We start from the raw sequence: 13,341 nt of genomic DNA on the forward strand, positions 1-13,341 counted from the left end.
AAATCATAATTATTTTTCCCCTAATTTATAAATATTCAGAGTAGTCATGGCAAAGTATCTACTGGCTTCTGCTAATGGGATGGCATGGTTATGCTTAATTTCCGGGTTATCACCCGTGCAAGCTCTCCCTAATTTAGAAAGTGCAGATAAAAATATAGCTGTTAATCAAGATGGTGGCAGCTATAAAAAAAATGATTCTCATCAAAGCAATTTAGCAAATAATATCTCCAGTGAATTGCTGATAGCTAATGAGAGTCAAAAAACACTATCCTCAGTCAATCAACAGCAAAAAAGTCAAGATTTAGCAGCAGATTCTACTGTTGATTCTTGGCAGCCAATCTTACCACAGCCAGCAAGTTTCTCTCCACCCTCAGACAGTCTTGCACAAGTAACATCCGTATCCCAATTGTCTGATGTACAGCCGACTGATTGGGCTTTTCAGGCACTGCAATCTTTAGTTGAACGCTATGGTTGTATCGCAGGTTATCCCAATCAAACCTATCGCGGTAATCGGGCGATGACTCGCTATGAATTTGCTGCTGGCTTAAATGCTTGTTTAGACCGAATCAACGAACTTATTGCGACTGCAACTACTGATTTGGTCAAGAGAGAAGATTTAGCCACGTTGCAGAAACTACAAGAACAATTTGCGGCGGAATTGGCAACATTGCGGGGTCGAGTAGATGCTGTAGAAGCTCGCACAGCGAAACTAGAAGCAAATCAGTTTTCTACTACGACCAAACTCAATGGTGAGGTAATTATAGCTGGTGTTGGTGCTACTGGCGGCGCTCCTAATAAGAGCGACCCTAATATCATTCTAGTAAATAGAGTGCGGTTAAATCTTACCACTAGCTTTACTGGTAAAGATTTATTAATTACTGGATTGCAAGCTTATAACTTTTTGGGTGGAGCCGATGGACAGGGTAGCGTGCAAGAAAGTTTAGGATTAGCTTCGCCAATTTTAAGTGCAAGTAGCGCTCGTACCAGTTTTGAGCCGCAATTTCCGGGAGTAAATGTCAATACTTTGTCGAGTGTTGGCGCAAACAATGTTCAGCTCTACAAATTGCTGTATATCTTTCCCGTCGCTAATAAATTAACCTTGTTTGCAGGAACTGCGGCGGAAACATCAGATGCGTTCCCAGCAATTACGCCTTTTTCTGGTGAAGGACAAGAGTCAATTTCTCGTTTTGCCGGCTTGAATCCTGTGGTAAGGGTTTCTGGTGGAACTTCTGGTACTGGTTTAGCATCGGCGGCGGGATTTATTTTTAACATTTCGCCAAATTTGGATTTAAGAGCTTTATACGGCAGTGTAAATGCCAATTTACCCCAAAAATCTGCTAGTGAGGCACTACCAGGAGTTTCTACTACACCTTTAGGAGCAGGTTTATTTAGTGGTAGTAGTGTTATTGCCACACAGTTAACCTTCAAGCCGAGTAGTGATTTGGATATTGGTTTAAACTATGCCCACAGCTATCACGAAATCAATATTTTGGGTACAGGATTAATTAGTAGTGATATCGGTGCTTTAGCAGGGGTTGCAGATGGAACACCAGTCACACTCAACTCCTTTGGAAGTACCGTAACATGGCGATTATCTCCCAAGATAGCCTTATCTGGCTACGGTGCAGCACTATTTGTTGACGCTGCTTCTAATAACGTGAATGCTTCCACCGCCTTTACAAGTTGGATGGTGGGAGTTCACTTCAAAGATTTATTCAAGTCAGGGAACAATGCCGGGATTATTTTTGGTCAGCCGCTTTACCGTACTGATGCCAGTGGTTCTGCTCAACTTACCCCCACAGGTGACAATCGGGCCACTCCTTACCATTTAGAAGCCTATTACCGCGTTAAAGTTAGCGATAATATCAGCATCACTCCTGGTGCGTTTATTCTCTTTAACCCAGAAGGTAACAGCAACAATGAGACTACGACTGTAGGTGTACTTCGGAGTACTTTTACATTTTAAGAGGTTGGGAGTGGGGAGTGGGCTTCTGCGTTGACCTAAAAAAGGAGCCTAATTTAGGCTCCTTAATTAAAAACTGGTAATGAAATTTAGACTATTTGATAGTTACCTTACCACCAGCTTCTTCGATCCGCTTCTTAGCGTCTTCAGCAGCATCCTTAGCAACAGCTTCTTTAACAGCCTTGGGTGCAGCTTCCACCAAGTCTTTCGCTTCTTTCAGACCCAGACCGGTCAATTCCCGGACAATCTTCAGCACGGCAATCTTCTTATCAGCAGGTACTGACTCTAGAATTACGCTAAACTCGGTTTGTTCAACAACTTCTACAGCAGCAGTTGCAGGACCAGGTCCGGCAATTGCTACTCCAACGGGTGCAGCAGCACTCACGCCGAAGGCTTCTTCGATTAGCTTAACTAATTCAGAAGCTTCCAGCAAAGTCAGGCCTTTTAGTTGTTCTAAAATTTGTTCGGTTGCAGCAGACATGGATATAACTCCTGTAATGTTGATTAATTATTTAGTCTTCAGTCATTAGTTATTGCTTTTGACTGTGGACTATGAACTGATAAACCGCGAATTTTATTCGCCAGCGCTTTCGGCACTATCGCCTTCAGAGCTATCGCCTTTCTCACCCTCAGCCACAGCCTGCAAAGCGCGAGCCAAGGAACCGGGAACTTCGTTGATACCCACGGCAATCTTGGTAGCCAAGGCGTTGATAGCTCCGGCAATTTGCGCCATGAGTTGTTCCTTAGATGGCAAGTCTCCTAGAGCCTTAACATCTGTTTCTTGGAGCAAGCGACCTTCCATCACGCCGCCGCGAAGTTCGGTCTTCTTGGTGACTTTCTGGAATTCTTGGTAAGCCTTAATTGCCGATGAGAAATCTTCTTTGACTAGCAAAAAGGCAGAAGAACCTTTGAGCAATTCTGACAGCGGCTGCCATTGTTCTTGACCTTCAATGGCAATGCCCATCAGGGTGTTCTTAGTCACCTTGCATACAGTGCCAGTCGGACGTAGCCGCCGCCGTAAATCAGTGATTTCGCTAACTGTTAGCCCTTGGTAATTAATTACCAGTGCCAGAGTTGACTCACTCAAAGTTTCTTTGAGGTCAGCTACGATCTCTTTTTTATTTTCTAACGTTCTACCCATGCTTCTTTCACCTCCAGAGGCAAAATTATTTGTTTCCGCTCTGAAAAACTTACCCAAACCCAGATAAATCAGGACAAACCAGACATTAAATAGTTTTGGTGTTTTCTTCCTGCTTCCCACGGTCGGCAATGCGACACCATCCACAGGCAGATAACCCGTAAGCTACGGGCTACACAACACAAGGTTTAAAACTTTTAACCCGAATTGTGCGTCTTGTTCTGACCAGCCCAAAATAATAAACCCCAGCTTTTTTTGCCGGGGTTTAGTAGTCATACTTTTCCTGCCGTAGTATTACACCTTATTAGGTAAAACTTCAGGCAGTTAAAGCATCCACCTCGGCAGGATATTAAGTTGTTAGCACCTGCTTTCTCCGGCTTTGCCTATTCAATTTTGGATTAGGGAGTTGAGGAATGAGTAGGAATGAGTGAGGAGTTTAGTTAAAACTCAAAACTCAGAACTCTGATTAGGCAGCTTCGGTCAGTTTGAAATCCCGTAGGGCGTTAATATCGATTCTAATCGATGGGCCCATTGTGGCAGCTATGTAGAATGTACGCCAATAACGACCTTTAGCGCCTGAAGGACGGTTACGGTCAATCGTCTCTTGCAACGCCTTGAGGTTAATTAACAAATCTTCAGGCGCAAAAGCTGCCTTACCAAACATAACATGGACAATACCAGTACGATCGGCACGGAACTCTAATTTACCAGCTTTGAATTCGGCGATCGCACTTGCTAAGTCAAATGTCACCGTTCCACCCTTAGGCGATGGCATCAAACCACGAGGACCGAGTAACTTACCAAGCTTTGCCACCTGTGGCATCACATCCGGTGTGGCAATCAGCTTGTCAAAGTCCATCCTACCTTTTTGAATTTCGTCAATTAGTTCTTCTGAACCGGCTATATCAGCACCAGCAATTGTTGCTTCATTGACCTTTTCACCTCTGGCAATAACTGCCACCCGGACGATTTGTCCTGTGCCTTTGGGCAGTGCTACCGTTGTCCGCAACTGCTGGTCTGTATACTTTGGGTCAATTCCCAGCCTGATATGCGCTTCAGCGGCTTCGGAAAATTTGGCTGTTGCCGTCTCTTTCAGAAGGGCTAAAGCCTCTAGGGGTGTATATTCCCTGTCTTCTACTTTCTCTTGCAGCGTCTGCAAGCGGCGCGATATTTTTTTTCCCATTTTTCTCTCCTGGGGTAATTCCGAAGCTTTGCCTCTCCCCCGATATTTTTAGTAATGAGTGCTGAGTGCTGAGTGTTTAGCTTTTTGCTAATGACTATTGACTCTTGACTTTTGACTAATCAGAAACAGTTACGCCCATATTTTTGGCGGTTCCTTCCACGATATTCATTGCCGCATCTATGTCATTGGCATTGAGATCGGGCAGTTTTGTTTGGGCAATTTCTCGCAATTGTGCTCTGGTAATGTTGCCAACTTTCTTTTTGTTGGGTTCATTAGATCCGTGCTCAATTTTCGCTGCCTTCCGAATCAGCACTGATGCTGGTGGCGTCTTGAGTACAAATGTAAAACTCCGGTCTTCAAAAACCGAAATTTCTACGGGGATCACCATTCCAGCTTGGTCTGCTGTTTTGGCGTTGTACTCTTTGCAGAACATCATGATGTTAACGCCGTGTTGACCCAACGCGGGCCCCACTGGCGGTGCTGGATTGGCTTTTCCAGCATTCAGGGCCAGTTTAATGACCGCTACTACTTTCTTCGCCATTTGTATTTAGCTCTGTTTCTCTACCTGATTAAATTCCAATTCTACTGGTGTATCTCTTCCAAAAATCGAGAGCAGGGCTTTAAGCTTACTCCGCTCTGGAGAGACTTCAATCACCTCGCCTTCAAAGTCCTTAAAGGGGCCCGAAAGTACGATTATCTTATCACCAGTAGCCATGTCAATTTTGACAATCGGCTCTTGTTCACTGGTTTGTTTGAATATGCGTTCTACTTCTGAATTACTCAGTGGTAATGGCTTGACGTGACCGCGGCCCTTACCACTGCCACGTTTTTGTTCTGCTCCCACAAAATTAATCACGTGAGAAGTGTTTCGCACCACCTGCCAAGTATCATCATCCAACATCATCCGCACTAGCACATAACCAGGAAAAACCTTTTCTTCTGTGTGCTGCCGACTGCCATCTTTACGGATTTTCACCGCAGGCGTGTGTGGAATTTCCACCTGGATAATTTTGTCAGCGACATCAAAGGTTTGGATGCGCTGCTCTAAGTTCGTCTTCACGCGCTTTTCACAGCCTGAGGCTACTTGCACTGCATACCAGCGCGCTTCCTTGAACGCTGTTTCCGCCGCTTCCTCTGACTGCAACGTCGAGTTGCGTGGTTCGTCTGTTGCAGAAGTCATCAGAACACCTGTTTTGCTGCCCACCCAAAAAATCCATCGACCAAGTATATCAAAGATGCGGAGAGTGTCACCATTAACAACACAGCCGCTGACTCACTCACCAGCTGCTTCCGGCTGGGCCAAACCACCTTTTCAAGTTCTTCTTTAGTTCCTTGGTAGAAGTTACTAAAGCTAAACCCTTCTGTGGTTTTTGGCAATTCTGCTTCATTTTTTTTGGTCATGGTCGTTTATCCCCCGTTTTTTATCCAGCTATACCCTGCTAATTTTTATCCGGGGTTAGAACTTCGACCCCATTTCACCAGAAGCAAAAAAGCTGCGAATACCAAAATAATTATACCCGAAATAATTAGCATTAACTGCCATACTAGCAGATGCGTTCTTGTTTCGGGCTGTATTTTCGGCTTTTGAGCGCGCCCTGGAGGACTTGAACCCCCGACATCAGGTTTTGGAGACCTGCGTTCTACCAACTGAACTAAGAGCGCACAAGCTGTTTTTGTTTCAGTCATTGCGCTGAACTTTTTATAGTTTAACGCAATTCCAATTTCGATTATATCTTACTTTTGTCGAGAAAGCAAGTTAGCGGCAGATGCCGCTTGCTGTTTGAGATTTCTCTCATCCAAAGTCAGAGAGAGCGAATTACAAGGGGCGGTCAAACCGCTGCTTGATCCGGGTTGCCTTGCCGACGCGATCGCGGAGATAATAAAGTTTAGCACGCCGTACCTTACCGCGACGCAATACTTTGATGCTATCAATCCGGGGAGAATGCAGCAGAAACACCCGTTCCACGCCCACACCTTGGAAAACCTTACGGACTGTAATAGTTTCGTTAATCCCGCCATTGCGCTTGGCGATTACTACACCTTCGTATGGTTGGACGCGAAATTTCTCACCTTCCTTGATTTTTACCCCTACTCGGACTGTGTCGCCCACATAGATATCGGGCAGATTGGATTTTAGCTGTTCCGCCTCAATAGAGCGGATAATCTCTTGAGCGTTCATAATTTCTCTGTATGCTTAAAAAACTCACAATCATCAATCATAAACCCATTTATGTGAAGTACTCAAACTTGGCTACGCCTAAAGTCTGTGCTTCCTGTCTCATTCTTCGTTGCCACGTCAGGGATAGCCTTCAAATACGCTTCGGGTAAGCATCGTCTGTTACCGAAGCTCTCCTGTAAAGGAGCAAGAGACATGTCAGTCATTCCTGAGGGAAACCCCTCAAACCGCGCTGACTCACCACTTGAGTATTTACAACTAAAATTGATGATAATTTTATACAGCCTCTCGGCAAAAAGCGGTCTTCATCTAGTCTAGCCGGAAACCGGGCAACCGCTCGCCTCCCGTCGGTAGAAATAGTTGATTTTAGTTTAGGAGTTTGCGTATCAAGGTTAAGTTATTCCCCCTCAAGCCCAAAGCCGTCTCTAGGATTTTTTACTACCTTGCGAACGGTTTACTGACTGCGGCTACTCCTCTCTCCCGACTAGGGATTTGGGTTAATAGTTACAGGTTTTATAAAAAAAACATTCCAATCCTCTACGCAATCGTTTTATAAGGTGTTACCCTTGCTGGACGTAACTACTACGCTACGCCACGCCACTCACTACAACTTTGGGAATCAAAGCAACGCAGTGGCTCTTGTATCCCTAAAGCAGCAGTCAGCTGCTTTGCCTCTACAGCAAAGGCGTTTAGGAATACTTTTGGGATCATGTTAGCACTACCATTCACATCTGCGTTAATTAGTCTATAAGAATCATGATTTTTCTGAAATAAATTCTCTGCCGAAATAATATTACAGAAACCTGTACCATCATGTATAAATTTTATGAGATTTAGCGTCGTCATCACTACTTATAACCGCTACAACTTACTGCAAAGAGCAATTGACTCTGCTCGTAACCAGACAATTAATTGCGAGGTGGTTGTTGCTGATGATTGCTCATCTGATGCCACCGAAATTTATGTCAAAAGCTTGGGTGATTATGTTATTTACCATCGTAACTCAGTTAACCAAGGCCATGCGGCAACGGTAAATGCTGGAGTTGCAAAAGCCAGCGGTGACTGGATTAAATTTTTGGATGATGACGACTACCTAGCTCCCAACTGTTTAGAACAGATGGCAACAGCGATACTAGCCCATCCCAATGCTGTCATTTGCTCCTGCGTTGCTGCTCAGGTAAACGGTAAGCAAGCCGAACTTAGTCGTACCCCACGACTTGGGCCTGGGTTAGCTTATTATATCCCGCAAGCAGATATTCACTACGGTATGCTCCTAGAGGTTGTACCCTTTGGCACGCCTGTGCAAGTAGCTTGCCGCCGTGATACTTTCATGCATTCGGGCCGTTGGGATTCCTCTCTCGATGCTAACTGTGATGATATTGATTCGTGGATTCGCATTTCCCAATTTGGTGATGCTGTCTTCCTCAATCAGTGCCTCGCTTATCGCACTGTCTGGACTGGTGCTTATAATCAAAAGATTTCTTTATCTCAGCGGCTGAATACCAATATTTTGATGAAGGAGAAGATTTACTCTTTAGTGAATCAACAGCACCGCTCAGAACTGCCTGAGTTCCAGTATATAAAAACATACATAAAACTGCATTGGTATTTAGTCGCACTTAAGCAAAGAAACATCAAGAGCTTGCTGCTGATGCTTGAGCTATCTGTCGTATTTTCTCCTGTTGCTTGGAGAATTTTGCTGACTGCTGCTTTATCACGTCGTTCCCCGGTTCAGAATTGTCACATTCGCAAATTAGTGTTGATTGAGTCCTAATTTTTTCGAGTGTTGACGACAATGCTTCGATGCCTAATAAAATTTCTTGGCTACTTACTTATTTCAAATTCAAATCGGAAAAATGGCTCTAGATGTATTCAGTAAATTTTAGGTTTAAATATCTTGAAATATCCTCTGGCAAAAATGTAGAGAAAAGAAAATATAGCTGGATATGAAGTGTAGATATTCAAAGTAATTATCTGATTTTTATTGAGATTTTTCACAAGCCGCTTTCCCTCGCTCAAATAGTTATTCAAATAGCTTGTCCAAGATAGAGGCTGTATCGCCAAAAAGCTTAACGTTGATATTTTGTGTCATATCCGGAACTGGAGTACGGGAAACTCAAAACCTAAAAGGGCTGAATGTTGCCCGCGTTCATCAAGAAAGATTAATTACAGCATCAGGGGCAGGGTAAAAATATCTATTGAAACCTTTTTCTCCATTTATGCAACCTGATTAATGCTGGTTTCGTCCAACGCCAATCGAGTAAATCGTGCAGCAGAATGTAAAAACAGGGGATGATAAATAGCGTTAGCATTGTCGCGATCGCCATCCCAAAGAAAACTACAATTCCCAAGGGCTGCAAAAACTCAGAACCTTCGCCAATGCCCAATGCCAAGGGAAACAGTCCCAAAATAGTAGTGACTGTAGTCATGATAATTGGGCGCAAGCGTTGAGGAGCAGCTTTGAGAATGGCAATTTGGCGAGTACAACCAACTTCTTCCCGAATTTGGTTTGCCAGTTCTACCATGAGAATTCCCGCGTTCACGACAATTCCCACTAGCAGCACCACGCCAACAATTACAGTGGCGCCAATTGCCGTTTGGGTAATGTAAAGTCCAAAAAGTCCCCCAGCTAAGGCCAGGGGGACGGTGAACATAATTACCAACGGATCAATCAGCGAATTGTATTGCACCGCCATAACTACAAAGATTAAGAACGTTGCTAACGCTCCCAAAGTTTTTAAAGCATCCTGAAGTTGCTGATTAGTTGCTTCAGCAGAACTAGGCACAATGGAAACGCCATCAGGTAAGTCTACGCTCTTAAGTACCTGATTAACTTCTGCTATGGCTTCACCAAGACTAGCTCCCTCGCTCAGGTTGCCTGCCACAATAAAAGCTTGGCGCTGATTAATCCGTTGCACCTCACCAGGTGCTTGCCCTTCTTCAATGCGGGCAACATCTGAAAGGCGAATTAGTTGATTGTTTTCTGTAAATAGCGGTAATTGCTCTAGCTGGGAAGGACGCCCAATTGCTTCTTTATTTAGCTGCACCCGCACATCAACTAAACGGTTGCCGCGTTGAATTTGCGTGGGAACTGAACCTTCAATTGCTGTCTGAATGGTGGCACCAATTTGTTGAGATGTTAGTCCTAGAGCCGAAACTCGTTCCCAGTCGGGGCGAATTTGTATTTCTGGTTGCCGAGCATCGGCATCTGGTCGGAATGTCGCTAATTTTGCGCTTTCCTGCAAAGCCTGGAGTACTTGGTCCCCTGCTTGCGTTAAGTTTTCTTCATTCTCTCCTTGCAGGATCACGTCAATTTCTGACCCTTGCACTGGGGAATTACTCAAAATTAAACCCCGTACCTGACCAGGATTGAGGCGCAGCAGAATTCCTGCTAAGTTGAGTTTATTAAATTCTTGAGTGACTTTTTTGACGAAGGCTTCGACATCTGTGCCTGGTTTTAAATTGATAGTGCTGCTGGCACGTAAAGGATTTTCTGTAGTATTGCTGCCAAATAAATTACCACCCACAGTTGTGAAAGCATACTCGGTTTCTGGTTGTTTGAGCAAAATGTCATCGACAATTTGCATAACTTTCTCAGAAGTTGCTAAAGGTGTACCGGGAGGAAACTGTGCTCTTAAGTTGGCTTGTCCAGTGCTGATCCGGGGTAAAATTTCTTGGTTAATTTGACCAAACATCAAAAAGCTGCTGCCGCCTAAAATTACCAAAGCAGCCGTGACTACTATGAGTCGATAACGTAAAACTTTGGTTAAGAAGTTACTGTATACCCGCGTAGCATCTTCAAACCGATGATTAAACTGTCTAAGCAGCCAAAATTCGCTGATCCGACTAGACCAGCGAATTCCCAAAAGTCGAGAACTCAGCATCGGCACTATTGTGATCGCGACGACAAGGGAGGCTGCTACTGCGAAGCTAATTGTCAGAATCAGTTCATTAAATAGCAGTGCGATAAAGCCGCCAATTAAGAGGAATGGCACAACAGAAACTAAGTTGGCAGCTGTCGCAGCAACTAAAGCAGATTCTACTTCTTGGGAAGATGCGATCGCACTTTCAATAAAGAATTTGGCATTTCTCCCCGAAGCCTCTACCCCTCGCTCTCTCTGATTGGGAGTCATGCCTGCTTTCTCGGAAATATTCTCCAAGATCACAACCGATGTGTCAATTGCTTGACCGACTCCCAATGTCAGACCTGCCAAACTAAACACATTCAAAGTCAAGCCAAAGATTTTCATTAAAGCGATCGCCGCCAAAGTACACAGCGGAATGGTCAAACTGATAATCAATGTTTGCCTGAATGATCCCAAAAATAACAACACTGCTGCTGCTGCTAACAATGCCCCAGAAATCCCCGAAAAGATGACATCATTTAAAGAATTGCGGATGAAGATAGATTCATCTGTAGTGGGACTCAAAGTCATGTCCGTTGGGATTAAACCCGATTGCCGTAATTGCTCAATTCGCCGCTTCACAGCATCTACAACGGTAATTGTGTTGGCCTCTGGCTGCTTTCGGATGGAAAATTTTACCGCAGGCTGACGGTTAAGGTAGACAAATACACGCTGGTCTTCTGTGTCGTCTATTACTTCAGCAAAGTCTCGCAAATAGACACGGCGGCGGGGTGTAGGGGTAGTAGTGCTACTAGCAGAAGAAGAGGAGGAAACTTCCAAGGAGATGTTCTCAATTTCACTAGCATCTCGGAAGCGTCCCACAGTCCGAGTCAATGGCTCGGAATTCTGCCCCAGAATTCGACCACCAGAAGTATCTTGGTTACGGGCTGTTAGTTCATTGAGTACATCATTTAAACCCACACCCAAAGCTTGTAACCGGCTTAAGTCAACAAGCACCCGTACTTCTTCCCCAGCACCGCCAGATACATCGACTGAGGCCACTCCGGGCACGACGCTGAGTTCACGCCCCAACTCTTCATCAGCAAAGACGCGTAAATCCTTACCTGGCAGCGAGGGAGATGTTAGTGCCAATTCATAAATCGGCAACTGGGAAGGATCGACTTTAAATAAGCGCGGCTCCTGTATAGTATCTGGCAGTTGCCCTCTGCCTCGGTTAAAAGCAGCAGTAGCATCGTTGAGGGCTTGATCAATATTGCCCCCTGGTTGAAAGTATAAATCGAGGCTTACCTGCCCCTCGCGGGTGCGGGAGAAAACTTGTACTACGTTTTCTGTAGCCGATAAAGCTTCTTCCAAGGGTCTGGTGATTTCATCTACTGCTACTTCTGGGGAAATACCAGGTGCTTCTAGGCGAACGCCAATTCGTGGATAGGTAATTGATGGTAGGAGATCAACTTGGATAGTTGTGAGAAAAAATATTCCCACGACAATCACTGCCACGGTAAGCATGAGTGTGCCGATGTGTTGGCGAATGGCGATCGCGCTGATACTAAATCCGCTGCTGTTGTTTATTTGCTGCATCTTTCCAATTCAAAATTCAAAAAAGTACTTTTTAATTTGCTTTTTCCGAAAGAATCGAAAGACTTACAGCCTCCCCATCTTTTAACGGCTTACCACTGCGAACAACATAGGCTTCTCCCGGTTGCAAGCCGGATAAAATTTCCACTTTGCCATCAGCCTTTTGCCCTAGGGTGACGGCCCGCGCTGTTACCTTATTTTTGTCGCTTGTGTCCTGCAAAACAAAAATTATTTTGTTGTTGTCTTTTGATTGTGTCTGCCCTACCTTGTCTTCATTAATCGCTATTTGCGGTACGATAACTCGCTGGGAAGTTTGGGTAGTAAAATTGACCCGTGCCAGCAGTCCACTACCAATTTTTCCTGCACTGTTGGGAATTACTACTTCTACTGGTATTAAACGAGCTGTGGCATCGGCAGCTGGGGAAATGCGCGTTACTCTGCCAGTCGATGTTTGATCGGGAAAGGCATCTAAACGCACTTGCACCGACTGCCCAACTTCAATCTTTGCCAAATCTAATTCGGAAACTTGCACCACGACTTTGACACGGCTAAAGTCAGCAATTTTCAAGACTTCGCTGCCTGTTTGCAGAAAATTGCCCGGTTCTGTAACTTTTTCTATAACTAGTCCGGTGATGGGGGATGTCAGCCGAGCATAGGATCGGCGCTCTTTAGCTTGGGAAACCACTGCTTGTTGGGCATATACTCTGCCTTGGGCGGCGGCGACGGCTTGTTTTTCTGTGCGGACTTGCTCGGTGGCAGCCCGCAGCATCTGGGTGGCAGTTTGGGCTTTGGTACTTGCTTGTTCGGCAGTTTGTTCGGCGATCGCTCCTTGTTTGTAGAGTTCTTGCTGCCGTTTTGAATCTGCACGGGCTTGCACCACCTCTAACCGCGCTCGTTCTACTTCAACACTGGCATTGTTTACCTGAGTTGTCGCCCTGGCTACTTCTGATTGCCGGGCTGCTAGTTCTGCTTCCGCTTGTCTTAATGCTGTCACTAACAAAGCATCATCTAACTGTCCGACAAGTTGCCCCCGTGTGACACTGTCCCCCACATCAAGATTCAAAGCTAATAGTCGCCCTTCTGAGCGCGATCGCAGTGACACCGTCCGCAAGGGCGTGGTGTTGCCGATATTGTCTGGTTGTTGGCGTAATAAGTTAGTCCGAGCGATCGCCACATCCACAGGCGTTGCACTCCTGCCGCGTTTCTGATCACCAGGGCGCTGAGATTGGGCCTCGGCTGATTCCTTTGGTAACGATCCGCAACTGGTTGATAGCAGTGCCAATCCTAGCGAACAAGTAATCAATAACTTATGGGTATGCATTGCTAGGTTGCTAGCCATGACAATTGGTATTTTCAACTGCTTTTGCGGCTCATTTACGTCCAAAATCATGCTTTTTTCTCCTATTTGTGAGTTTCTGTGGTCAAAACGTCGGTTATTAG

At 45.1% G+C, this 13,341-nt stretch carries 12 protein-coding genes, 1 tRNA gene and 1 other annotated feature; of the genes, 2 read left to right on the forward strand and 11 right to left on the reverse strand.

Annotated features, from left to right (window positions below; all coding sequences use genetic code 11):
• The first annotated feature begins 46 nt into the window (after window positions 1-46).
• Entirely contained in the window at window positions 47-1,966 is a 1,920-nt protein-coding gene (locus CYLST_RS24465; protein ID WP_015210430.1) for an iron uptake porin, read from the forward strand.
• Window positions 1,967-2,057: 91 nt separating this feature from the next.
• Here CYLST_RS24465 and rplL read toward each other — a convergent pair whose 3' ends face one another.
• From rplL to CYLST_RS24510, 9 genes are all read right to left on the reverse strand, one after another.
• Window positions 2,058-2,444, reverse strand: a complete 387-nt coding sequence (gene rplL / locus CYLST_RS24470; protein ID WP_015210431.1) for a 50S ribosomal protein L7/L12 — start codon at window positions 2,442-2,444, stop codon at window positions 2,058-2,060.
• A 93-nt stretch (window positions 2,445-2,537) separates the two neighbouring features.
• The gene (gene rplJ, locus CYLST_RS24475) at window positions 2,538-3,104 is read right to left on the reverse strand and encodes a 50S ribosomal protein L10 (RefSeq protein WP_015210432.1); all 567 of its coding nucleotides are present in this window, start codon (window positions 3,102-3,104) and stop codon (window positions 2,538-2,540) included.
• 225 nt (window positions 3,105-3,329) lie between these two features.
• Window positions 3,330-3,496: a sequence feature (ribosomal protein L10 leader region), on the reverse strand.
• A gap of 71 nt (window positions 3,497-3,567) precedes the next feature.
• On the reverse strand, window positions 3,568-4,284 hold the full coding sequence (rplA, locus tag CYLST_RS24480; RefSeq protein WP_015210433.1) for a 50S ribosomal protein L1: 717 nt from the start codon (window positions 4,282-4,284) through the stop codon (window positions 3,568-3,570).
• A gap of 115 nt (window positions 4,285-4,399) precedes the next feature.
• Window positions 4,400-4,825 (reverse strand): 50S ribosomal protein L11, encoded by a 426-nt coding sequence (rplK, locus tag CYLST_RS24485; RefSeq protein ID WP_015210434.1) that lies wholly within the window; start codon window positions 4,823-4,825, stop codon window positions 4,400-4,402.
• A gap of 6 nt (window positions 4,826-4,831) precedes the next feature.
• The gene (gene nusG / locus CYLST_RS24490) at window positions 4,832-5,464 is read right to left on the reverse strand and encodes a transcription termination/antitermination protein NusG (protein WP_015210435.1); all 633 of its coding nucleotides are present in this window, start codon (window positions 5,462-5,464) and stop codon (window positions 4,832-4,834) included.
• Window positions 5,464-5,685 carry a preprotein translocase subunit SecE gene (secE, locus tag CYLST_RS24495; protein WP_015210436.1) on the reverse strand — a complete coding sequence of 74 codons (222 nt, stop codon included), beginning with the start codon at window positions 5,683-5,685 and terminating at the stop codon, window positions 5,464-5,466. The genes nusG and secE overlap by 1 nt, the downstream gene beginning before the upstream one ends.
• 188 nt (window positions 5,686-5,873) lie before the next feature.
• A tRNA-Trp gene (locus tag CYLST_RS24500) sits at window positions 5,874-5,946 on the reverse strand.
• A gap of 154 nt (window positions 5,947-6,100) precedes the next feature.
• Window positions 6,101-6,463 (reverse strand): 50S ribosomal protein L19, encoded by a 363-nt coding sequence (gene rplS, locus CYLST_RS24505; RefSeq protein WP_015210438.1) that lies wholly within the window; start codon window positions 6,461-6,463, stop codon window positions 6,101-6,103.
• 579 nt (window positions 6,464-7,042) lie between these two features.
• Window positions 7,043-7,306 carry a hypothetical protein gene (locus CYLST_RS24510; RefSeq protein ID WP_041233247.1) on the reverse strand — a complete coding sequence of 88 codons (264 nt, stop codon included), beginning with the start codon at window positions 7,304-7,306 and terminating at the stop codon, window positions 7,043-7,045.
• Between CYLST_RS24510 and CYLST_RS24515 the strand changes: the two genes are divergently transcribed.
• A complete protein-coding gene (locus tag CYLST_RS24515) occupies window positions 7,287-8,234 on the forward strand; it encodes a glycosyltransferase family 2 protein (protein WP_015210439.1) in 948 nt (315 codons plus the stop codon). The two genes, CYLST_RS24510 and CYLST_RS24515, sit on opposite strands and share 20 nt — an antisense overlap.
• A 421-nt stretch (window positions 8,235-8,655) precedes the next feature.
• On the opposite strand, the gene CYLST_RS24520 is transcribed toward CYLST_RS24515, so the two are convergent.
• Window positions 8,656-11,904 carry an efflux RND transporter permease subunit gene (locus CYLST_RS24520; protein ID WP_015210440.1) on the reverse strand — a complete coding sequence of 1,083 codons (3,249 nt, stop codon included), beginning with the start codon at window positions 11,902-11,904 and terminating at the stop codon, window positions 8,656-8,658.
• 31 nt (window positions 11,905-11,935) lie between these two features.
• Entirely contained in the window at window positions 11,936-13,291 is a 1,356-nt protein-coding gene (locus CYLST_RS24525) for an efflux RND transporter periplasmic adaptor subunit (RefSeq protein WP_015210441.1), read from the reverse strand.
• Window positions 13,292-13,341: the final 50 nt, after the last annotated feature.

Source organism: Cylindrospermum stagnale PCC 7417, assembly GCF_000317535.1.
Taxonomy (GTDB): Bacteria; Cyanobacteriota; Cyanobacteriia; order Cyanobacteriales; family Nostocaceae; genus Cylindrospermum; species Cylindrospermum stagnale.

Coding starts and splice junctions, on each gene's coding strand:
- CYLST_RS24465 (WP_015210430.1), top strand. CDS start 47: ATGGCAAAGTATCTACTGGCTTCTGCTAATGGGATGGCATGGTTATGC.
- rplL (WP_015210431.1), bottom strand. CDS start 2,444: ATGTCTGCTGCAACCGAACAAATTTTAGAACAACTAAAAGGCCTGACT.
- rplJ (WP_015210432.1), bottom strand. CDS start 3,104: ATGGGTAGAACGTTAGAAAATAAAAAAGAGATCGTAGCTGACCTCAAA.
- rplA (WP_015210433.1), bottom strand. CDS start 4,284: ATGGGAAAAAAAATATCGCGCCGCTTGCAGACGCTGCAAGAGAAAGTA.
- rplK (WP_015210434.1), bottom strand. CDS start 4,825: ATGGCGAAGAAAGTAGTAGCGGTCATTAAACTGGCCCTGAATGCTGGA.
- nusG (WP_015210435.1), bottom strand. CDS start 5,464: ATGACTTCTGCAACAGACGAACCACGCAACTCGACGTTGCAGTCAGAG.
- secE (WP_015210436.1), bottom strand. CDS start 5,685: ATGACCAAAAAAAATGAAGCAGAATTGCCAAAAACCACAGAAGGGTTT.
- rplS (WP_015210438.1), bottom strand. CDS start 6,463: ATGAACGCTCAAGAGATTATCCGCTCTATTGAGGCGGAACAGCTAAAA.
- CYLST_RS24515 (WP_015210439.1), top strand. CDS start 7,287: ATGAGATTTAGCGTCGTCATCACTACTTATAACCGCTACAACTTACTG.
- CYLST_RS24510 (WP_041233247.1), bottom strand. CDS start 7,306: ATGACGACGCTAAATCTCATAAAATTTATACATGATGGTACAGGTTTC.
- CYLST_RS24520 (WP_015210440.1), bottom strand. CDS start 11,904: ATGCAGCAAATAAACAACAGCAGCGGATTTAGTATCAGCGCGATCGCC.
- CYLST_RS24525 (WP_015210441.1), bottom strand. CDS start 13,291: ATGATTTTGGACGTAAATGAGCCGCAAAAGCAGTTGAAAATACCAATT.